Source organism: Rhodococcus sp. 06-462-5, from assembly GCF_002258315.1.
Taxonomy (GTDB): domain Bacteria; phylum Actinomycetota; class Actinomycetes; order Mycobacteriales; family Mycobacteriaceae; genus Rhodococcoides.
Genome location: NZ_NOYD01000048.1, coordinates 21,979 through 42,084 on the forward strand (window position 1 = coordinate 21,979; position 20,106 = coordinate 42,084).

The 20,106-nt window shown below is 62.4% G+C and carries 20 protein-coding genes; 7 read left to right on the forward strand and 13 right to left on the reverse strand.

All coding sequences use genetic code 11. The features are described 5' to 3' along the window. Nucleotides 1-16 precede the first annotated feature (16 nt). Both CH251_RS21400 and CH251_RS21405 read left to right on the forward strand, forming a co-directional pair. Nucleotides 17-1,330 carry an NtaA/DmoA family FMN-dependent monooxygenase gene (locus tag CH251_RS21400; protein WP_094614967.1) on the forward strand — a complete coding sequence of 438 codons (1,314 nt, stop codon included), beginning with the start codon at nucleotides 17-19 and terminating at the stop codon, nucleotides 1,328-1,330. Then, a complete protein-coding gene (locus CH251_RS21405) occupies nucleotides 1,327-2,655 on the forward strand; it encodes an NtaA/DmoA family FMN-dependent monooxygenase (protein ID WP_094614968.1) in 1,329 nt (442 codons plus the stop codon). Before CH251_RS21400 ends, CH251_RS21405 begins: the two co-directional genes overlap by 4 nt. 43 nt (nucleotides 2,656-2,698) lie before the next feature. Here CH251_RS21405 and CH251_RS21410 read toward each other — a convergent pair whose 3' ends face one another. Continuing rightward, nucleotides 2,699-3,550: a GntR family transcriptional regulator gene (locus CH251_RS21410; RefSeq protein WP_094614969.1), complete on the reverse strand. Its 852-nt coding sequence runs from the start codon at nucleotides 3,548-3,550 to the stop codon at nucleotides 2,699-2,701. A 280-nt stretch (nucleotides 3,551-3,830) separates the two neighbouring features. Here CH251_RS21410 and CH251_RS21415 point away from each other — a divergent pair, with 280 nt between their 5' ends. Together CH251_RS21415 and CH251_RS21425 are read left to right on the forward strand one after the other, a co-directional pair. After that, nucleotides 3,831-4,748: an ABC transporter ATP-binding protein gene (locus CH251_RS21415; RefSeq protein WP_094614970.1), complete on the forward strand. Its 918-nt coding sequence runs from the start codon at nucleotides 3,831-3,833 to the stop codon at nucleotides 4,746-4,748. Nucleotides 4,749-5,183: 435 nt separating this feature from the next. Next, a complete protein-coding gene (locus CH251_RS21425; RefSeq protein WP_143537881.1) occupies nucleotides 5,184-5,948 on the forward strand; it encodes a hypothetical protein in 765 nt (254 codons plus the stop codon). Nucleotides 5,949-6,581: 633 nt separating this feature from the next. Here CH251_RS21425 and CH251_RS21430 read toward each other — a convergent pair. The 6 genes from CH251_RS21430 to CH251_RS21455 form a co-directional block, all read right to left on the reverse strand. Then, complete coding sequence (locus tag CH251_RS21430; protein WP_094717053.1) at nucleotides 6,582-7,091, reverse strand: hypothetical protein; 510 nt, start codon at nucleotides 7,089-7,091, stop codon at nucleotides 6,582-6,584. Nucleotides 7,092-7,100: 9 nt separating this feature from the next. Beyond that, on the reverse strand, nucleotides 7,101-7,928 hold the full coding sequence (locus CH251_RS21435) for an abortive infection family protein (RefSeq protein WP_094614974.1): 828 nt from the start codon (nucleotides 7,926-7,928) through the stop codon (nucleotides 7,101-7,103). 169 nt (nucleotides 7,929-8,097) lie between these two features. Further along, nucleotides 8,098-9,246, reverse strand: a complete 1,149-nt coding sequence (locus CH251_RS21440) for a serine hydrolase (protein ID WP_094614975.1) — start codon at nucleotides 9,244-9,246, stop codon at nucleotides 8,098-8,100. Beyond that, nucleotides 9,236-9,877, reverse strand: coding sequence for a TetR/AcrR family transcriptional regulator (locus CH251_RS21445; protein WP_094614976.1), 642 nt, complete (start codon nucleotides 9,875-9,877; stop codon nucleotides 9,236-9,238). The genes CH251_RS21440 and CH251_RS21445 overlap by 11 nt, the downstream gene beginning before the upstream one ends. Further along, nucleotides 9,874-11,436 (reverse strand): class I adenylate-forming enzyme family protein, encoded by a 1,563-nt coding sequence (locus tag CH251_RS21450; RefSeq protein ID WP_094614977.1) that lies wholly within the window; start codon nucleotides 11,434-11,436, stop codon nucleotides 9,874-9,876. Before CH251_RS21450 ends, CH251_RS21445 begins: the two co-directional genes overlap by 4 nt. A 25-nt stretch (nucleotides 11,437-11,461) precedes the next feature. Continuing rightward, nucleotides 11,462-12,124 carry a nitroreductase family protein gene (locus tag CH251_RS21455; RefSeq protein ID WP_094614978.1) on the reverse strand — a complete coding sequence of 221 codons (663 nt, stop codon included), beginning with the start codon at nucleotides 12,122-12,124 and terminating at the stop codon, nucleotides 11,462-11,464. Between the two features lie 183 nt (nucleotides 12,125-12,307). On the opposite strand from CH251_RS21455, the gene CH251_RS21460 reads away from it, so the two are divergent. Beyond that, the gene (locus CH251_RS21460) at nucleotides 12,308-14,233 is read left to right on the forward strand and encodes an NAD(P)/FAD-dependent oxidoreductase (protein ID WP_179273529.1); all 1,926 of its coding nucleotides are present in this window, start codon (nucleotides 12,308-12,310) and stop codon (nucleotides 14,231-14,233) included. On the opposite strand, the gene CH251_RS21465 is transcribed toward CH251_RS21460, so the two are convergent. From CH251_RS21465 to CH251_RS21475, 3 genes are all read right to left on the reverse strand, one after another. Further along, complete coding sequence (locus CH251_RS21465) at nucleotides 14,234-14,770, reverse strand: hypothetical protein (RefSeq protein ID WP_143537880.1); 537 nt, start codon at nucleotides 14,768-14,770, stop codon at nucleotides 14,234-14,236. 101 nt (nucleotides 14,771-14,871) lie between these two features. Further along, the gene (locus CH251_RS21470) at nucleotides 14,872-15,516 is read right to left on the reverse strand and encodes a hypothetical protein (RefSeq protein ID WP_143537879.1); all 645 of its coding nucleotides are present in this window, start codon (nucleotides 15,514-15,516) and stop codon (nucleotides 14,872-14,874) included. Nucleotides 15,517-15,530: 14 nt separating this feature from the next. Further along, entirely contained in the window at nucleotides 15,531-16,199 is a 669-nt protein-coding gene (locus tag CH251_RS21475) for a hypothetical protein (protein WP_094615041.1), read from the reverse strand. Nucleotides 16,200-16,461: 262 nt separating this feature from the next. Here CH251_RS21475 and CH251_RS21480 point away from each other — a divergent pair, with 262 nt between their 5' ends. After that, entirely contained in the window at nucleotides 16,462-16,989 is a 528-nt protein-coding gene (locus CH251_RS21480; protein WP_256979220.1) for a hypothetical protein, read from the forward strand. A gap of 25 nt (nucleotides 16,990-17,014) precedes the next feature. Further along, a complete protein-coding gene (locus tag CH251_RS21485) occupies nucleotides 17,015-17,530 on the forward strand; it encodes a hypothetical protein (RefSeq protein ID WP_094614981.1) in 516 nt (171 codons plus the stop codon). A 21-nt stretch (nucleotides 17,531-17,551) separates the two neighbouring features. Here CH251_RS21485 and CH251_RS21490 read toward each other — a convergent pair whose 3' ends face one another. From CH251_RS21490 to CH251_RS21500, 3 genes are all read right to left on the reverse strand, one after another. Next, nucleotides 17,552-18,025 (reverse strand): helix-turn-helix transcriptional regulator, encoded by a 474-nt coding sequence (locus CH251_RS21490; RefSeq protein ID WP_094614982.1) that lies wholly within the window; start codon nucleotides 18,023-18,025, stop codon nucleotides 17,552-17,554. After that, entirely contained in the window at nucleotides 18,022-19,128 is a 1,107-nt protein-coding gene (locus CH251_RS21495) for a serine hydrolase (protein ID WP_094614983.1), read from the reverse strand. Before CH251_RS21495 ends, CH251_RS21490 begins: the two co-directional genes overlap by 4 nt. Before the next feature lie 86 nt (nucleotides 19,129-19,214). Beyond that, nucleotides 19,215-19,988, reverse strand: a complete 774-nt coding sequence (locus CH251_RS21500; RefSeq protein WP_094614984.1) for a hypothetical protein — start codon at nucleotides 19,986-19,988, stop codon at nucleotides 19,215-19,217. Nucleotides 19,989-20,106: the final 118 nt, after the last annotated feature.

Genomic DNA, 20,106 nt, shown 5'->3' on the forward strand with positions numbered 1-20,106 from the left:
TTGGAAAAGAGGACCGATGTCACAACCGTTCACTCTCGGTTGGTTCACCAACTACCTCGTCCCCGACTGGACCGGACCCTATGCCGGAACCGGTGGAACAGACTGGGCCGACGGAACTTTCGCTGTCGACGTCGTGCGCGCGCTCGAGCGAGCGGGAATCGACTTCGTGATGCTGGAGGATTCGACCGCGCTGACCGATATCTACGGCGGCACGTTCGAGTCCGAACTGAAATGGACGCCCCGGGCACCGAAGCACGACCCGATGGCACTGGCCTCGCGCCTGGCGTACGAGACCGACCGAATCGGTATCGTCGTCACCGCGTCCACGAGTTTCTACCCGCCGTTCTTGCTCACCCGGCTGCTGTCGACCCTCGACCACCTCAGTCGCGGACGGATGGGGTGGAACATCGTCACCTCGACCGGGGACCGAGCGGCACAGAACTTCGGCAAGGACACGCTGCCGACCCACGATGCCAGGTACGAGATCGCCGAGGAATTCGTCGACGTCGCGAATCAGCTGTGGGCGTCCTGGGACGCCGATGCCGCATCCCCGATCGGCCCCGGCCTCGAGTCCTACGTGGACCACACCAAGGTCAGAACCATCGATCACGTCGGCGAGCACTTCTCGGTCCGCGGCCCGCTCAACACCCTGCCGAGTCCGCAGGGCAAGCCGGTGCTGTGCCAAGCGGGAGCGTCGAAGTCCGGGATCGATCTCGCGGCGCGAGTCGCCGATCTTGTTGTCGCCGCGCCGAAGGGGCGAGACGCAATGCGCGAGTACCGAAACACGGTGCGGGCCCGTGCCGCAGAATTCGGACGCAACCCCGACGACATCAAGGTTCTCTACATGGTGACGCCGATTCTGGGGGAGACCGAGGACGACGCGAAGCGCAAGGCCGAGCGCTACTACGAGGCGACCGATGCCGCCATCGCACGCCGGCTGATCATGCTGTCCGGGGACATCGACTTCTCGACATTCGATGTTGACCAACCGATTCCGGACGACCTGAAGACCGAGGGGAGCACCAGCATTCTGGACAACCTGCGGAAATGGGCGAACGGCAGGTCGATTCGCGAGACCGTGGCCACGGAACGGACGGAATCCTTGCGACTGGTCGGCACACCGGCCGCGGTGGCAGACGAGATGGAGAGTGTCATCGACGAAGTCGGCGGGGACGGCTTCCTGTTCTTCGGGGGCGGCGGCGGAGTGCTCAATCGTCGGTACGTCGATGACGTGTGCGACGGGCTGATGCCCGAACTCGCACGACGGGGCGTCGCAGGCACCGGATACCGCGGTCGCAATCTCCGCGAGCACCTGGCAGGTGTGCGATGAGTACACCGCGCATGCATCTGGGCTGGTTCACCAGCTTTCGTCCACCGGTGTGGAGCTCGCACTGGACCGGATCCGATTCCGATTCCTGGGCCGACGGGCGGTTCCACGTCGAGATGGCCCAGGCGCTCGAGCGTGCAGGATTCGACTATCTGATGCTCGAGGACTCGTCCATGGTGTCCGACATCTACGGCGGCACCACGGAGTTCGATCTGGCGAAGGCGCAGTACGCGCCCAAGCACGATCCGGTCGCACTGGTGCCGATGTTGGCCGCGGCAACGTCGAGGCTCGGGATCGTGACCACGATGTCCACCAGCTTCTACCCGCCGTACCTGCTGGCACGGGTGGTGTCGACTCTCGATCACATGTCCCACGGACGGGTCGGGTGGAACGTGGTGACGTCGAGCGAGGACCGCGCCGCACAGAACTTCGGCATGGACGCACTGCCCCCGCACGACGAACGGTACGAGCGGGCAGAGGAATTCGTCGAGGCAGTCGATGCGCTCTGGAAGTCGTGGGAACCGGACGCACTGGTGATGGACCGAACGACCAACACCTACGCCGACCACACCAAGGTGCACGACGCGAATTACGTCGGCAAGTTCCACCGCACGCGCGGCCCGCTCAACACGCTGCCGATGCCCCAGGGCAGGCCCGTGATCTGTCAGGCCGGTGGATCACCGCGCGGACGCGCATTTGCCGCTCGCAATGCCGACACCATCATCTGCCAGGCTCAGGGCATCGAGGCGATGAAGGCCTATCGCGACGACGTTCGGGCGATGGCGTCGGACGCAGGCCGCGATCCGGATTCGATCAAAATTCTCTACATCGTCTCCCCGGTACTGGGCGAAACCGACAGCGAGGCTCGCGAACTGGATGCGCGGTCCCGTGAGGCGACCGATGGGCGTGTGCACGCTGCGTTGGCGCACATTTCCGCGGTGACCGGCAACGATCTGTCGACGATGGACATCGATGCACCGCCGCCGGATCTGACGACCAACGGGCACCGCACGACGCTCGCGGACTTCCTCGCGGGTTCGGGCAGCAGCAAGTTCAACGAGGACGGAACTCCGAAGACGTTGCGCCAGTTGGCTGCCACGTGGTCGATCACCTCGGTTCCGCTGGTGGGTACTCCCGACACCGTGGCAGGGCAGATGGAGGAGGTCATCGATGCTGTCGGCGGAGACGGTTTCCTGATGACCGGTAGGCTCGGGCGTCGGTACTACACCGAGGTGACCGACGGTTTGGTTCCGGCCTTGCGTCGTCGAGGATTGGTTCGAGACACGTATGCACACACGCAGTTCCGCGACAATCTGCTGGACTTCTGACTGATCGACACCAGGGGGTCGGTATTCGCACGACCCCCTGGTGTCAGTTCAGGGTGGTGGTACCGGCAGTGACCGTAGACCCGATGATGGCCACTCGATCGGCTCGGAAGTGAGTGAAACTGAGCTCGGACGGACGGCCAGCGGTATCGCGAGTGATCAACTCGCGCAACAATACCGGTGATCCTACCTGCATCTCGAGCAGCTCGGCCGCCCGTTCCTGGCAGGAGATGGCCTCGACGACGGAGCTGCTTCCGCCGTAGGTGGTTCCGAAGATTCGGTGGTGGGCCACGGCGATGGGTGGATACTCGCCGTGGTTGCTCTCGACGCGCTGGATGAATTCGTCGACCTCGAAGTCCGTGATGCAGTAGCCGACACGGAGGTAGAGCGGTTTTGCGTTCATCCGGCCGATCTGTTCGAGCAGAATCACCGACTCCACGTCGCTACCGATGAACTCCTGAATGACCGCAGGTGCAGTGATGCGTCTGCATTCCAGTGTCTCCACCGTGAGTCGGCCTGCATCCGGCATGCCCGCCCACGCTCTCGGGCCCACTTCGCCGTCGCGTACGGCCACGATGTCGTGAGCGATCGACGTCCCAGCTCGACGCGCCCGCAGCACGACGCCATCGTCGGCGAGCATCTGAAGTGCCTTGCGCACAGCATTTCTCGTCGCTCCCAACGTTTCGATGAGATGCTGCTCGGAGAGAACCTCGTCGTGCGGCATCGTGCCGCGGCGGATTCCCGAGCGGATCAGTTCGTACACACGGCGGGGGGAGGTCACGGACTTCTCGCCGCGGTTCGATTGCGCGCGAATGTATCTGGCGCGTTGCTCGTCGGCCTGTCTGCGTAGATGGGCGGCAACGGATCCGGATTGGTCGTCGAAGAAGGGGCGAGTCATCTGTCATCGCCTTTCGGGGATGCGCATGGGAGATCCGAGGTGGCCGCAGCGTCGAGATCACCGATGATGACTACGAGCATATCGGACACCGGCGTTCGACCCGTTGTCAGCGCTGCGGCCTTAACGAAGAAAATTACGAACAAATACCTGCTCAGGGACGTATGGGCGCGGCGCATGTACTGCGTAATGCGCTGTTTACCGCCGACGCGGCTCTGGGAAACACCGTGCCGCGACCATGGACACCGTACTCAAATCGACGGCGTATCGGCAGGAGTTTCCTATGACGACAACCGCAGAGCGAGAATCGCTTTCGCTTTCCAGGCGCGATCATGACACCGATGACTACTCGCTGGTAACCGACCGGCCGGTTCTCGGTGTCGAGGATCTCACTGTGACGTACGGAACCGGTGACTCTGCGGTGGTCGCGGTGAGGAAGGCATCGTTCGAGATTGCACCCGGTGAGCGAGTTGCTCTGGTGGGTGAATCGGGTTCGGGGAAGTCGACCTTGGCCATGACGATCGCGGGATTGCTCGACGTATCGGCGGGCGCAACAGTCGAATCGACGCGTCTCGAATTCGAGGGTAGCCCGGCCCGGCCGGAGACCGGTCGCAGCGTGCCACGGCGCACCGACGGAATTGCGATGGTGTTTCAGGACGCCATGACGGCACTCGATCCGGTGTGGACCATCGGGGGCCAGTTCAAGCACGTGCTCGCGGGAGCGGGAATCAAGGGCAGGCGTGAGCGTGCGGATACGACCGCGTACTGGCTGAACAAGGTCGGGCTGTCCGACACGAAGCGGGTGATGCGGAGTCGGCCGTACGAGTTGTCCGGCGGAATGCGGCAACGGGTGATGACGGCTCTGGCTTTGTGCGGGTCTCCGCGACTGCTGATTGCCGACGAGCCGACCAGCGCGCTCGATGCATCTCTTGCTCGCGGAACGATGGAGCTGCTGCAGAACCTGACCCAGGAGCAGGGGACTGCGCTGCTCATCGTCAGTCACGACATCAAGCTGTGCCTCGAGTTCTCCGACACGATGCTGGTTATGTACCGGGGTGAGTTGGTGGAGCAGAAGGCGTCCGCGGAGATCGTCGCGACCGCGACGCATCCGTACACCAAGGGGCTGCTGGGTTGCGTGCCCACGCTCGCGAATCGCTCGGCGTCGAGACTTCCCGTGCTCCGGGATTTCATGACTGCCTGACCCGCCGGGTCAGTTCCAGGTCGCGTGCTGCATTGACAGCACAAACCCGTGTCCGTCGCCCGCGTCGCAGATCATGGCCTCGACACGTGAGTAACAGCTGTAGCCGTTGAACGAGATGGATGTGTTGCATTCCAACGAATGTTCGTCTTCGATGAAACGGGGTGAATTGACAACGAAACCTCGACGGCTAGGAAGGTAAACGTGGGTGGCGGGGCGTCGAGCTGCATCTACTCTCCGACGAACACGAGCATCGTCACCTATCTGGTGTCGGCTCATGGCATCCCGGTTGGATCGACTATCGACTCGGACACCATCGGAGTGAAGGTGCCCAAGCTCGACCCAGTGGATGCGCTCACGCGTGAAGCAGTGAGAATCGGCTCGACGAACTGCACGAACGGTCTCGGCGCCTAGCAAGCTGGCCGATATGATCTCGCGGTGATCCTTCTGAACCAGCCGCCGCCAAGCGGCGTTCCCGCAGTCCCAACCGAGGCAGTCCCAGACCCATCACCGATAATCATCACTCCGCCCGATGTCATTATCAACACACCGATGCCTGACTTGCCGGGATGGGCGATCCCACTAATTGCCGGAGTATTCACGATTCTTGGTGTTGCCATAAGTTGGTTTGGTAATAAATCCCTGCAAGCGCAGAAGAATGCTGCAGACCAGAAGAGAGAAATCAACAGGACCGCGAGAGAGTGGGCCGACACAGTACTAAAAGAGACTGGCAAGATCGCAGCATGGGCTTTAAAGCAAGAGACTAGGACCTACAAGAAGCCGATGCGTGAAGCGATACGCGAGATACCAGGCCTTGTTCAAAACCTCTCAGAAGCCATTGGAGACCCCGAAATGCACGCCCCTGCATCTGTGGCCGATGCCGGGAAAGCGCTCATCGCACATGCCTATATTATGGTAATGCCAATATGGCACGAAGAGGTTAATGCCGAAAACAGGCTTGAATACTATTCAAAACGGCAGGCGCTTGTTAACGCCGTACGCGATTTGGACGGTCTTCCTGCCATAGCGAATAAAGTCACAGAGATCCAACCATATTCAGAGCATAAGAAGACAATCATGGAACAGACGGGTTTTATGGAAAGCTTGATCTACAAATACGAAGAGGAGGTTGCTGAACAGGAAGTGATCCGAAAGCAACAGACCGAAAAAGAGAATGCCGAGGGGGAGTCTGACTCCAAGTAAACACCGCCTTCATCGGGCGGTTTCGTGTGTTGCATTGCGTTGCGTCCCAACGTCGCCTGTGATGAAGTGGATGATTTGGGCCATGCAATGAACTCGGCGACTTCCTGGGCAGTCTTTTGACCTTCCGCCTTTGCATCAGCCTTGATGTTGTCAGCTTCGAACTTCTCGTCATCTAGGAATTGTCGGGCATTCAGGACGTTCCGAAAAGTTAGTCGAGATCCGTAACGCCGTGAAGTCCAAGGCTGCCGACTTGGTTGACGGCGCAATAGACCGCGTCTATAACCGCGTCACGAATGTTCGTTAATTCTTTGACGAAAACGCAGCAAAAAGCCCCGTTTTCACTTGGCAAGAGCTTGAGACTCTGGCAAAGCAGTACATGATTGCGAACGGTTACCCGGACGCAAGAACGACGGCCCCTGGCGCGGATGGTTGGATAGATATTGATCTACAACCGCAGTAGCGCAGGTGAAGCACACTAGGTCTCCAGTCGGCAGACCAGATTAACAGCGTTTATACGGGGTCTCCTGCTCTCTGAACAAGGTGGCGCTCTTCTTCTCGGCGAATGGCTACAGTCTGGATGCGCGAGCGTGGGCTGATCAGTACGGCGTGGAACTTCACGAGTTCGACCATCGACTAGCCAAGTTCCGATAAACCGCGCGGGCGACTCACGCGTTGGTAAGCCTCAGTCATATCCAACTGCTGCACTTCCGGGTGGGTTAGCAGCCTGTCTGTCAGCGTAATGATGCGCCCATTGACGTATGTCCTCACCGAGAAGAGCTCCTCCACTACTTCGCGGTTCATCCGTATCGTATTTGTAAGTTGGAAGTCCGCGTCGAACATAACGATCACCACCGAATCGTATTCGTCGTCTCGGATCGGGCTCACATTCCGTCGAGTACGAGTTCCTGCTTGTCGGACTCCCTTGACTTGGACGCGTTCGCCGCTGTCCGTCAGAACGTCCCACCCCTTCTGGGCAAACGATCCCCGCGTTCCGCCGAAGTGTTCATGAACAATGGCTTCTGCGAGGTCCCCCACCGGGTTGTTGTTCGTCCGCAGGATGTCTCGCGCCTGGAGCTCTGTCATCGTCCCTGCCCATAGACTGAGGAGTTCCTGAACCGTCATGGAAGTAAGATTGTGCGGCATGGGCGGAGTCTAAGCGGATTGCTTCTGCACTTTCCGCCATGGTGCTGCGGGGTCTTCGAGTGTGTCGAGCATCAGCTGGCACCACATGAACGCAGCGTTGAATGCAAGGGATGCGTGACGTTCTCCCAGCCCCGACTTCCTTGTTGCTTCACCGTGGCCGGTCCCATGAGTGTTGCGGAGTTCTGCCACTCCGATGGCCACTGAGGAAGCACCGCCGAGTATCCGCTTCACGCTGGCGGCGTTGTCCGGTCCACTTGCCACACCAGATGCTGCGAGACCAAGAGACTCCTGCGACCGATTGATGAGAGCTTTGATCGAATCGTCTCTCGTGTATGCGATCTTCTGCGCATCGAGTACTACCTTGGCAGTGCTTTCGATCAGTTCCTTGGCACTCCCGATTACCTGCTCAGGATCTCCCGGTAGTGCACGTTGAATGCGATCTAGATGCGCTTCGATGGCTGACGCGTCAGTAAGATTGGAGAGCGACTGAGACGGGAACGTACGAGTTGTCGACTCGATAGCCCCCGTTTCGACGTTGTAGGTGAAGCCATCACGAGCGAGCGACTTCCAGAACTTTTCCGTGTACTCCCCTTCAAAATCGCCGACTATTCGTTCCATGGCACGGAGGGCCTTCTGTACGTTGCTGTAGTCAGACCACCTGACGCTGGACATGTACTCCTGGGCGCAGGTGCGGCGTTCGCTGCTGTCGACGTACTGACAATCTGGGTCGGGAGGAAAGCCTTCATCTTGAAACGCCGTCCTGATGATGCCGATGGTGCTCGCTGTCGCCAGGTCTCTAAACAGCCCCCGTGTCGTCGTGGATATCAAATCAGCCATCGTCGTACCCCTCTCACCGCAACGAGGTCGATCTCGTCACCTGTTCAGTAGGTGATGATTTTAGTGGCGGACAACGACAATTACTTGCCTGCTCCGTACGACCTTTGTACCTGGAGGCTGCTGCATAGGATGTGCCGAATGCTCTGTTGGCGGGCTGAACGGAATGACCTCATCGTGAAGTTGCGGCGGCCAGTCCCTCGTAGGTTGCGCGCACGTACTGCTCGGCTCGGTCGGAGCCGATGATTCCGGGACCCATTCGGTTCATCACGTAGGAGATGGTCAGCTTCGAGTCCGGGTGCAGAACGGTCAGCGATCCGCCCCAGCCGCCCCAGAAGCAGACCTTGCCGTCGGGGATGTAGGGCATCGATTCGGGCTGTGGCAGAGCGAAACCCAGACCGAAGCGCAACGGAATGCTCAGGGCCAGATCGACCCCGTCGGATTGCTCCTCGAAGATCGTGTCGATTGTCTCCGGGCTCAGCAGTCGTACGCCGTCCACGGTTCCGCCTCGGGAGATGACGGACAGGATTCTCGCGACCGATCGGGCATTGCCGTGCCCGTTCAGTGCGCCCATGTCCGCGGCGCGCCACGCCGCGGTGTTCGCCGACGAGGCCTGCACCAACGGTCCGAGAAAGGTCCTGCGACGCACCATGGTCGGATCTGGCACGCCATCATCGGTCGGCGGTGTTGGCGGTACGACGTCGGCGATCCGATCCCAGTCGGTCTCGGCGGCACCGATCTGGAAGTCGGCACCGAGGGGGCCGGCGACCTCCTCGGCCACGAACTGCCGCAACGATGTTCCGGTGACACGGCGGACGACTTCCCCGATCAGGTGGCCCTGGCTGGCCGCGTGATAACCCGAGGTGGTCCGCGAATCCCACCACGGTGCCTGCGCCGCCAGCCGCGAGGTGGAGAGTTCCCAGTCGTACAGGTCCTCTTCGCTGAACGGTCGGTCCCAGCCCGAGACCCCGGAGGTGTGCGACAACAGGTTCCGGATCGCGATGTCGTCCTTACCTGCGGCCGCGAACTCGGGCCAGTACGACGCCACCGGCGCATCGGGATCGACCAACCCACGGTCGATCAGCATCAATGCCGCCAGACACGTCACCATTTTCGTCGTCGACCACACGTTGGTGATCGTGTCCGACTCCCACGGCAAGCGACGTTCGGTGTCGCGATGGCCGCCCCACAGGTCGACGGCGGTGTGGCCGTCGATGTCGACCACGATGGATGCGCCCAGTTCTGCACCGCTGTCGAGGTTGGCGCTCAACGCGTCTCGTACCGCGGTGAAGCGTGCGTCGCAGTGACCGTCAATCGCCATGTGCTGCACCCAGAATGCGGTGGACAGCCAGTTCGACGTATCCGTCGGCGACGTCCTCGATGCTCAGCTCGCCGCCGTCGTGGAACCAGTTGCTGATGCCGTTGAGCATGTCGGTCAAGGCGAACGACGCCAGTCGCGCGTCCGGGACGGTGAATTCACCGCTGCGCATTCCGGCGGTGATCACGTCGCGGACGCGTCGTTGGTACTGGCGGCGGTAGTCCTCGATGACGGTGCGGTGCTCAGGGGTGAGTGAGGCCAACTCGTGCAGGCCGACGATGTACTCGACCCGTCGCCGGTTCAGATGCACCAGGTGCGCGCGCACCAGAGACGACAGGCGCTCGGTGGGGGTTCCGGCCGCGTCGAGCAGCGGCAGGTTCTCCTCGGCCGGTTCCTGCGTGACCGTCAGACAGATCGCGAAGAGGATGTCCTCCTTGGACGGAAAGTGGTGGTAGAGGCTGGCACCCTTGATACCGACGGCGTCGGCGATGTCGCGCATCCCCACGTTCGAGTAGCCCTCACGCGCAAAGATATTGGCGGCATTGGCGACGATGTCGTCTCGTCGTTGGCGGGTGCGGAGCTGGCGGGGAAGGGGACTCACATCAGCCGGCTGCGGTGAATGTGGCTGCGTCATACGGTTTCCTCGACCGCCGCCAGCAGTCGCAGTTCACGCTTGAGGATCTTGCCCTGCGGGTCGACGGGCAGTTCGGCCACGATGTGTACCGACTTCGGGGCCTTGTACGACGCCAACTCGGTGCGGCAGTACTCGATGATCGCGGCCGGGTCGGCGGTCACACCGTCACGTGCGATGACGAAGGCCGTCACGGCCTCGGACCAGTACGGGTCGGGTACTCCGACGACGGCGGCGCGTAACACGTCCGGGTGCGTGTGGATGGTGCGTTCCACTTCCTGCGACGACACGTTCATCCCTCCCGACTTGATCATGTCCTTCATCCGATCGTAGAAGAACAGGTTGCCGTCGGCGTCGATACGGACCATGTCGCCGGTGTGCACCCAGCCGTCCCGGAACACCTCGGCTGTGCGTTCGGGGTCCTTGAAGTAGCCGAGCATCACCGACGGAGTGCGGCAGAGCAATTCACCGATCTCGCTCTCGTTGCCTGCGGCGTCGACCACCTTGATCTCGAGGTGGGTGACGGGCTTGCCGATCCACGACGCGTCGCCGTCGGGAATGTCGTCGAGGGTGGAGAACCAGCCCACCGAGCCGAGCTGCGAGAGTTCCGACTGTCCCCAGTAGGTACCCCAGATGGCCTCGGGTGCGGCGCCGGCCCACGCGCTGATCGTGTGTGGCGACACCTGGCCACCGTAGGTGAGGCAGCGTCGGACCTGGCTCACGGTCTCGGGGCCGAACTGCGCGTCACGGGCCAGGGCCAGGTAGAACGTCGGAGTCTGGGCGATGACGGAGATCTTCTCGGCGGCGATGATGCGCAGGGATTGCGCCGGGTCGACTGTTGCCGGCAGAACGAGCGTGGCACCCATCAGCGTCAAGGTCGTCATCGAGCCGAGTCCGGCGATGGTGTGAAAGGGCATGACGAACAGCCAGGTGTCCTCCGGCCCTGTACGCAGGCCCCAGCTCCACGCGGGCGCGGTGGAGATGAGGAAGTTGCGGTGCGGGATCATCACGCCCTTGGGAGCCGCTTCGGTTCCCGAGGTGTAGATGACCATCGCGACGTCGTTCTCGTCCATCTCGACGTCCGGCTCGGTGGACGGGGTGTTCGCCGTCAGTGTCTCGTATTCGGACCCAAATGTCACCAGGGTGGTGGTGTCCGGCTTCACCGAGGAGATGATCTCGGCATAGGCCGGATCGGCCACCACCACAGTCGGTTCCGCGTGTTCGAGCTGGTGCTTCACCTCGGCCGCGCGGTACATCACGTTGATGCCGGTGAAGGCTGCTCCGGCTTTGAGCGTGCCGTAGTACGCGACCACCACGTCGACGCTGTTGCGAGCCATAGAGGCGACGCGGTCGCCCGTGGTCACTCCGAGATCGACCAGCAGGTTGGCGAACCGGTTTGCGCGAGAATCGAGTTCGCCGTAGGTCGTGACCTCGCGGGTACCGTCCGCCGCGTAGCTGATGAATGCGACCTTGTTCGGCTGAGTCCGCGCATGACGACGAAGTTGATCGCCGATGGTGGCGCGGCCGATGGGGGAGCGGTGGTGGATGGCAGTACCGGGCACGGCGGACTCCTGAAGGTTCGAGCTGTTAAAGGGCAGGGGAAAGGGCAGCGGAGTCGAACATCGGCTGCGAGAACGTCTCTGCCGCAACGATCTGCTCCACCGGATCACGGGTGAGCTTGCGGGGGAACGACTTCTCGGGATAGCCGACGGCGATGTGCGCGGCGGTGATGTAGTCGTCCGGGATCCCGAGCAGTTCGCGAATGGCGGCCTCCTCGTGGCACAGCAACGTCGTCACCGCGGTGGCGACGCCCTGATCGCGCAGGCTCAGGCACAGGTTCTGCACGGTCGGGTAGATGGATGCGCCGCCGACCACGGAGAGTCGGCCGAGTTCGTGGTCGGTGGGGTGCAGTCCGTCCAGCGCGGCGCAGACCACCACGATGGCGGGCACCTCGGCGAGGTGGCGGGCGAAGTAGTCGGCGTCCTGCACCGTCTTGGGCAATGCGCCGACGGCGACTGTTCCGCCGGTGATGCCGGCGAAGTAGGCGTCCCACATCGGCAGGTAGAGATCGGCGAGAGCCTGCTTGCGGGCGGCGTCGCGCACGACGATCCATCGCACGGGCTGACGGTTGCCGCCCTGCGGGCCGAAGCGGGCGACGTCGAACGCGGCCTTGAACACCTCGTCGGGAACGGGATCGCTGAGGTACCGCCTGCAGGTGCCGGTGGTGCGCATCGCCTCGGTGAGTTCCATGGGTGAATCCCTTCGCCTGTCCGCTGTTAGGTAATGCCTTGAAGCATCGTGTGGCGTGGGCCACATTGTCAAGAGTCAAAAAGCTGTGAATATCGAGATCGCGAATCCCTTGCGGGAAATTGCCTAACCGTGGTTAGTTGAGCTGTCGGAGTCGGATGGAGCAGTGCGCAACAGGAGGTACCGGTGTCCACAGACGCAGCAACGGCAGCGGAAACCGTGGGTGGGTTTAATCGGGACCGGCTCTCACGGGCTCTCTCTGCGGCCAACCTGCCCACGTTGGTGGCGGTGCTCTATCAACTGACCGGCGATCGCACGTGGCTCGCCGATCCGTATCGCCCCACGCGCAGTCGGGGCATGGACGACAACGACACGGGCGGATTCGACGACGCAGTGGCCGACCGCATCCGTGCCGCGGCCCTCGATGCAATCTGCGCGTTCCACGAGGGTGAGCCCATGGCGGTGCCCTCGCCGGACTCGGAGCACCTCGTCGAGATGATCAGCCTGGCCGTCGGCGAACAGGTGCCTCCCGAGTTCGGGGTCATGGTTGCCGAGGACATGGGCTTCGTAGCCGCGGACACTCCGGTGGCCGCGCCGAACGATCTGTCGGTCATCGTGATCGGTGCGGGTGTCTCCGGAATGCTCGCTGCCATCAAGCTGCACGAGGCAGGCATCAGCCACGTCGTACTGGAGAAAAACTCCGACGTCGGCGGTGGATGGTTCGAGAACACGTACCCCGGTGCGGGCGTCGACACCCCGAGTCACCTGTACTCCTACTCCTTCGCGCCGCGGGCCTGGAGCACGCACTTCGGCAAGCGCGACGAGGTGTGGGAGTACCTCAGCGACGTCGCGTCCGAACACGATCTGCGGCAACGCATTCGCTTCGACACCGAGGTGGCGACCGCCGAGTACGACGCGCAGAGGCAGGGATGGACCGTCGCGACGGTCGACGGCGAGACGCTGACCGCAGACGTGGTGATCACCGCTACCGGTCAGCTCAATCGGCCGAAGGTGCCGAATATCCCTGGACTGGAGTCATTCGACGGGCCGATCTTTCACACGGCGAACTGGCCGGCCGATCTGGATCTGACCGGTAAGCGCGTCGCCATCGTCGGTACCGGGGCCAGCGCCATGCAGGTGCTGCCGGCCATCGCGTCGACGGTGGGGCATGTCACGGTCTTCCAGCGTTCGCCTCAGTGGGTTGCGTCGAGCGACGTCTATTTCACCGAGATGAGCGACGACGCCAACTACCTGATGGATGTCGTTCCGCTGTATCGCCTTTGGTATCGCACACGGTTGGCCTGGAACTTCAACGATCGCGTGCACAGCTCGCTGCAGGTCGATCCCGAGTGGGAGCATCCGGCGCGCTCGATCAACCCGGTGAACGATGCGCATCGACGCGTGTTCACGCGCTACATCGAAGCCGAGCTCGAGGGCAGGCCGGATCTGATCGAGAAATCGCTGCCGGATTACCCACCCTTCGGCAAGCGGATGCTGCTCGACAACGGCTGGTACGCCGCGCTCAAGCGCGACAACGTCACCCTCGTCGCCAACGCCGTCTCGTCCATCACCACCAACTCGGTTGTGGCACGCGATGGTTCGGAGACCGAGGTCGATGTGGTGATCCTCGCGACGGGTTTCGAGACCCACAAGCTGCTGACGCCGATTGACGTGCGCGGACGATCGGGGGACTCCATTCGCGATATCTGGGGCCCGGAAGATGCGCACGCGTATCTCGGCATCACCGTCCCTGACTTCCCGAACTTCTTCATCACCTGCGGCCCCGGAACGGTGCTGGGCCACGGGGGCAGCTACATCACCATCGCCGAATGTCAGGTGCGCTACATCGTCGATGTGTTGATCGACATGGTGGACAAGCGAATCGGAGCCATCGAGTGCAAGGCCGACGTGGAGGCCGAGTACGTCCGCAAGCACGACGAGGCGCACGCCAAGATGATCTGGTCGCACGGAGGCATGGACAACTGGTACCGCAACGACGCCGGACGCGTGGTCTCGACGCTGCCATGGCGCATCGTCGACTATTGGGAGATGACGCGGCGAGCCGATCTCGACGACTTCGTCGTGGAGCCTCGACGGGATGAGGCTCGTTGATCAGTTGGACGTCGCCTGCTGCATCGAGAGTACGAAGCCGTGTCCGCTGCCCGCGTCGCAGATCATCGCCTCGACTCGGGAGTAGCAGGTGTAGCCGAGATGCGAAATGGATGTGTTGTAGTCCAGCGGCTGAGCATTCTCGACCCCGAAAGCGCCTTGGTTGAAGCACATCGGCGTCACCTTGCCTGGGTCCAGGAAGAAGCCCTTGCTCATTTCGTCCGCTGAGAAGGGCGGTTTGTCGCAGTCGGCACCGTCGGGTACCGGTGCGTCCGTGGCTTGGCAGCCGGACGAGAATGCAGTGGAGCCGAGTTTGCAGTAGATGTTGCCAGACGGCGACTTCCAGCCGACTTCGTTGTTGATCGCGGCATATCGGGCCGGGTCGGCGGGAGTGATCGGCGCGGAGTCGATCGATGGTGTCGGTGCAGAACCGGATTGGGACTCGGTGCCGCTCGTTGCTTGGGTTGGCGACGGTTGTGCTGCTGCGTCGGCGGATGTCGTTGGGACACCCACGACCACCGTGGGAATGACTGACGGCATCGCGTCCGTCGGTGCGGACGAATTGCTACATCCAACGAGGACCAGTCCGGCACACGCGGCGGCCGCGGAAATGATACTGGTGCGAATCCTGTTGCGCGCCATCAGTTCGACGTCGCTTGCTGCATCGACAACACGAACCCGTGTCCGCCACCGGCGTCGCAGATCATCGCTTCGACGCGCGAGAAGCACGTCATCCCATTGAACGTGATGGATGTGTTGTATTCCAACGGCTGCGCGTTCTCGACCCCGAACACTCCCTGGTTGAAGCATGTGGGAGTCACTTTGCCGGGTTCGAGGTAGAAGCCCTTTGACAACATGTCCACGCTGAAGGTCGAGTTCGGGGCACAGTCGGCCTCGGCACCGTCGGGAACGGGTGCGCTGGATGATTGGCAACCCGAGGAGAACGGTCCGTTGCCGATCTTGCAGTAGATGTTTCCCGAGGGCGACTTCCACCCGACCTGGTCGCCGTACGCGCTGTATCGGGCTGGGTCCACTGGGGTGATGGGTGCGGTGTTGCTCGCGGGATCGGAAGCCGTTGCACGGGTCCCGGCGGGGGCTTCGGCTGATTCGACAGAACCCTCGCTACCGGTCGCGGACGGTGCCGCGATGGTCACCTGGGGAGGCGCGGGTATCTGCGCGGCGATGCTGGTCGTGGGAGCCGGGTCGGCGGCGGGTGGATCCTGGTTTCCGCAGGCCGTCAGCGCAACTGTGGTGAGTACTGCGGCGAGCGCGAGTGTGCGGATCATCGAGAACTCCTTCATCAGAATGCGAGGTTGACGTCGCGGGAGATCATGAAGCCCCGGTCGCCGTCGTAGCAGGTGACGCCGGCTTCGGTGGAGCGACAGAAAGTGCCGGTCACTCCGATGATCTGGCCGTATTCCAAGACTCGAGGGCGTTCAGGTCCGCCGACGAAGATGCCCTGATTGGTGCAGATCTGTTCGACGGTGCCGTCCTGGCGAATCTGCACCCCGTAGGTGTTGTTTTCCGTGTTGAGGCATTCTCGGCCGGTGTTGCCCGGTACCGAGTACCTCACCTGGCAGCCCACGATGGTCCCGGGCGCATTTGAGGAGCTGAATCCGCAGAACACGTTCCCGCTGGGGGACTGAAAGAAATACTGTCCGCCGGCTTGCTCGAAATCGCGTGCATCGACGTTGACGTCGTCGCGGTTCGGGGCGGGCGGCACGGCTGCTGTGCCCTCGGCGGTGGGTGTTGCTTGTGCTGGGGTGACGACGTCGGGAGCCTGTGCGACTCCGTCCGAGCCGCTACCACCATCGGAGTCGGAGTACCCGTTTGCGGACGGAGCAGCCGCTGCGCTGGTGGCCGGAGTCGGTGGGGTGCTCGCCGGCTCGTCGGAGCTGCAGGCGGTGGTCGCCAGAGTGGTAGCGGTGATCAGTGCGCACATGGCCACGATGTTGCGGACTTGCCTCATTCGTTCGTCCTCACCGGTGGCTGCAGAGTGCATCACCTCTGACCATTGAATCGAACGGGCCAAGTGGTCTGTTAACGTCTTTCGTGTCACGACCCCATCACGAATCGGTATACGAGTGGTCCTTTTGTCGCTATGACTGCGAGGGTGGGTTCGGTAAAGACTGAAGAACCACTTGATGTTTCAGGTTCAACCTGGAGTTCTTCATTCGATGTCACGAATAATTCGGTATCTCGTTGTGCGACATGATCGAAAGGCGTGCTGTATGCGAAACTCATTGCGGCGAGCGGTCGTATCGATCGCACTGACAATTCCCCTGATGCTCGGCATCGGTACGGGAACGGCCGTGGCAGCTCCGCAGACCACGCTGCTCCTGATTCCGGTGGTCACCGGCTTCCAGATCGCCCCAGGTGCCGTGCCCGGAGGTTTGTTCCAGACCATTCCGATGAAGGCCACCGTGGGCGGCGAGCCCGGTGTCGCGCGCTTCTCGGCATCGACCATTGCGCCGTTCGCCGATCAGTATCCGTACAGGTACTTGAACCTGAACTGGCGAAACCTGGCGACAGGGGCGACGGGAGCCGCCGATCTGCGGCATTGGCAGGACGATCCGACACCGTCGCCGAGCGGACCCTACGGACGGGAAGATCTGCCCCTCGAGGTAGTCGCGAACACCGGACCGGGTCCTGTGGTGGTGACAGTGACACACACCAAGGACTACTCGAACGGCGGTCAGTGGGGCTCGCCGTACCTCGACACTCTTCTCCCCGGCGCGGGCGTGGTGCTCGTTCCCTGATTGGATCCCGACGGAAGGTTTCACGATGCAGCGATCGATACGACGGGCCGCAGCGGCAATTGCGGTTTCGGTACCGCTGGTCCTGGGTGCGGGCGTAGGCACGGCCACGGCCGCGCCCACGACGTCCGAGTTGCTGGTTCCGGTCGTCACCGGGCCGGAATTCGTCCCTGCGGGCGTTCCCGGCGGACTTATTCAGACCATCCCGATTCGCGCGGTGGTCGGCGAGAAGCCGGGTGAGGTGCGTTTCTCGGCCGCCGACATCCGGCCGTACTACTACCAGTTCAACTACCGGCACCTGACGGTCAATTGGCGCAACCTGTCCACCGGTGAGGCGGGTTCCGCAGGCTTGCGGCACTGGAACGACGAGATCGATCGGACGCAGCCGGCCAATCAGGGTGGTTCGCAGGCCTACCGCCTGCCGACCGAGGTGACGGCTCGGACGGGTGCGGGTCCGGTATTCGTGACGGTGACCCACGACCGCGAGAATCCCGATGCGTCGAATGCTCTCATCCCCGGCTTGGGTGTGTTGTTCGTGCCTTGATCCGATGTTCGTGAGACGGGGTCAGGTACCCAGATCACCCGCGATATCCGCGGCAGCGAGCATCGAGACAAGCAGCGGCACAACCTTTTTAGCAGCGATTCGATAATCTCCGCGGCCGTGCTGCTCGACGATGTTCGCCGAACTCAGCGTCTTGAGATGGTGATAGATCTGGCCGGACGAGCCGAGTCCCACTGCTGCGAGGAGATCTGCCGCGTTCGCAGGGCCTCGCAGCAGCGTTCGCACGATCTGCAGCCGCACTGGATGTCCCAGGGCAGCAAGGACTTCTGATGCCGACGGAACTGGTAACTCCACGATGGCGTCGGGGGAGTAGCCGATGTCCCAGCGGACCGTTCCGTGCAGATGCACGTCGCCTTGGTAGGCGACCATGCCGCCGGTCGACGGGGCGGCATCGAGCTGCTGGGGAGCGTCGCGTCGTTCCAGCTCGGCGACGCGGGCCTCCAGCTCTGCCAGTCTCGACTCGAACTCTGTGCTCACACCACGCAGGCTATCCGGTCGAGAACCTCGGGCGAGAGCATCGCCTCCACGATGAGTTGCTGCTGCACGCCGAATTGGGTCATGGCCTGATCGAATCTGTCTGCGGAAAGACCGTCGGTGAGCCACACCGCCGTCGCGACCGTTCCGTCGTTGCGGCGCAACTCGAATCCCTGGGTCAGCACACCGGGGAGGCTGCCCCCTTTGAAGCCGATACCGCGGACGCTGTCGCCGGCGGGTTGCCATTCCAGTTGACGCAGAATGGTGTCGGATGCCGCGCCATAGGTCCCGTCCGTGAAGGCGCGATACATTGCGTTCAGTTTTTCGGCCGAACCGCCGCGGAAACTGCTCTCGACCCTGGATACCTGGTCCTCGTAGGTCGGCACTTGCACGGAAGCCTCGGCCTGGGCCCGGAACTGAGGGTCGAATGCCCACTTCTGAGCGGTCTCCCAGGTATCTGCATCGGCGAGTTCGGGATCGAAGACCGAGAGCATGTCGGCCACCATGCTCGGTGCCTCGAAGTTCTCCCAACCTCCTGCGGCTGCGGCGTCGACGAGTGCTTGATCGCCGAGTCGGTAGCGGAGGTAGTCGGGAACCGAGTTGTCGCTCTCCTGGATCATGGCCGAGACCATGTCGTCGATGCGGACCGTGGCATTGGGGTCGGTTGCGTTGGTGCCGGCGTTCGCAATGCCCAACCGGGTCAGGGCATTCGGATGAGCGTTGGCGTCGGTACCGGGTACGTACCAGCGTTCCCAATCCGAGAGAGCAACTTGCTCGTTGGGGTCGATGGTGCCGCTCGCGACTGCCTGCGCGTAGGCGGCAAGATGCACCACCTTGATCGCGGAGGCGAGTACCTGCTCTTGGTCGGACCGATGTTCGACGGTTCGGCCGCGGCCGTCGTCGATGACGAGGCTCACGGTGTCGGGTGCCTGATCGATCAGTCCGATCCACCCGTCTTCGGTGGCGAGGTCGGTGGACGTGACAGGAGCGCAGTTCTCCGGACTGGGGGTGGCGGTGGTCGTTGCAGCTGTGTCGGTGTCGGTGGCGCATCCCCCCACCAACAGCACGGCTGCACAGGTAGTCGAGATCCAGGTCGAGCGTCGCATCGAGTTCTCCCATCAGTATTCCGTAATTACGGATAACCATAGAAGCTGATGTGTGGCGCGGCAACCCCTTCACAGGATCGAACCGTTCAAAACAGCGTCTGTGCGGTGTAGCGGCCGTGACGTGCTTCGTTGAGTCGGGCGCTCCAGCGCTGCACGAGCCACATTTCGACGAGCTCGGGGCTGGTGCCGATGTCGGTGGCCCATGCGGTGATGAGTTCGACGTACCGGTCGTACCGGCGGCGAGTAAATCCGGTGACCGACGGATCTTCGAGCCACCCTTCGTGGATGAGTGTCGAGACACCGTATTGGTCGATCAGCTGCGCGGGACCGCCGTAGACCGAGGCTTTCACTGCCCACAGGAACGTGGCCATGAGGGACATTCCGATGCCGGGTGCATCGGGCCAACCGGACCAGGTCGAGTTCGGATGGTCGGGCACTGCGCGGTTGCGGACGCAGCTGTCGAGCACAGAGAGAGTCTTGGCGACGGGGTTCTCGTCGGGACGGCTGAGGTGCGGGTTCAGGACGTCCGGGAATCGCCGCATCGCTCTGCGATGCCGGTGACTTCCCTGCCAGGCTGCGCACAGAAACAACAGACCGAGCGAATCATGTTCGCCTACAGCCAGATCGGTGCCAATTCGTAGATCGTTTCGCTGCACGGTGGCACCGCCGTACTCCACGATTTCTCCGTCGAGGTTGCGGCCGCGGAGTCGAAGGTTGTGACCTGCCCGGTCGAGGTGGCCGTTCCACCAATCCAGGTCCACCTCCACACCGTCGTCGAGGACATGCAGGTCGTAGCTGCGGTGCTGACACCACTGCACACAGGCCGTGGGCGGCGGGAACCCCTCGTCGAGTCGTGACATATCGCCATCGAAGCATCGGGTACCGACACAGTTGTTGGCGTTTTCGATGTCCCTGCGAACTGTCGGTCTCATATGGAACTGTGGGGTCTGATTAGCGATCAGAACGAACAGGGAAGTG

What these genes read in the sequence shown, in the direction of transcription:
- CH251_RS21430 (WP_094717053.1), bottom strand. Translation starts at nt 7,091, where the DNA reads ATGCCGCACAATCTTACTTCCATGACGGTTCAGGAACTCCTCAGTCTA.
- CH251_RS21475 (WP_094615041.1), bottom strand. Translation starts at nt 16,199, where the DNA reads ATGAGGCAAGTCCGCAACATCGTGGCCATGTGCGCACTGATCACCGCT.
- CH251_RS21495 (WP_094614983.1), bottom strand. Translation starts at nt 19,128, where the DNA reads ATGCGACGCTCGACCTGGATCTCGACTACCTGTGCAGCCGTGCTGTTG.
- CH251_RS21415 (WP_094614970.1), top strand. Translation starts at nt 3,831, where the DNA reads ATGACGACAACCGCAGAGCGAGAATCGCTTTCGCTTTCCAGGCGCGAT.
- CH251_RS21410 (WP_094614969.1), bottom strand. Translation starts at nt 3,550, where the DNA reads ATGACTCGCCCCTTCTTCGACGACCAATCCGGATCCGTTGCCGCCCAT.
- CH251_RS21500 (WP_094614984.1), bottom strand. Translation starts at nt 19,988, where the DNA reads ATGTCACGACTCGACGAGGGGTTCCCGCCGCCCACGGCCTGTGTGCAG.
- CH251_RS21485 (WP_094614981.1), top strand. Translation starts at nt 17,015, where the DNA reads ATGCAGCGATCGATACGACGGGCCGCAGCGGCAATTGCGGTTTCGGTA.
- CH251_RS21470 (WP_143537879.1), bottom strand. Translation starts at nt 15,516, where the DNA reads ATGATCCGCACACTCGCGCTCGCCGCAGTACTCACCACAGTTGCGCTG.
- CH251_RS21435 (WP_094614974.1), bottom strand. Translation starts at nt 7,928, where the DNA reads ATGGCTGATTTGATATCCACGACGACACGGGGGCTGTTTAGAGACCTG.
- CH251_RS21445 (WP_094614976.1), bottom strand. Translation starts at nt 9,877, where the DNA reads ATGACGCAGCCACATTCACCGCAGCCGGCTGATGTGAGTCCCCTTCCC.
- CH251_RS21440 (WP_094614975.1), bottom strand. Translation starts at nt 9,246, where the DNA reads ATGGCGATTGACGGTCACTGCGACGCACGCTTCACCGCGGTACGAGAC.
- CH251_RS21455 (WP_094614978.1), bottom strand. Translation starts at nt 12,124, where the DNA reads ATGGAACTCACCGAGGCGATGCGCACCACCGGCACCTGCAGGCGGTAC.
- CH251_RS21465 (WP_143537880.1), bottom strand. Translation starts at nt 14,770, where the DNA reads ATGCCGTCAGTCATTCCCACGGTGGTCGTGGGTGTCCCAACGACATCC.
- CH251_RS21480 (WP_256979220.1), top strand. Translation starts at nt 16,462, where the DNA reads ATGCGAAACTCATTGCGGCGAGCGGTCGTATCGATCGCACTGACAATT.
- CH251_RS21400 (WP_094614967.1), top strand. Translation starts at nt 17, where the DNA reads ATGTCACAACCGTTCACTCTCGGTTGGTTCACCAACTACCTCGTCCCC.
- CH251_RS21405 (WP_094614968.1), top strand. Translation starts at nt 1,327, where the DNA reads ATGAGTACACCGCGCATGCATCTGGGCTGGTTCACCAGCTTTCGTCCA.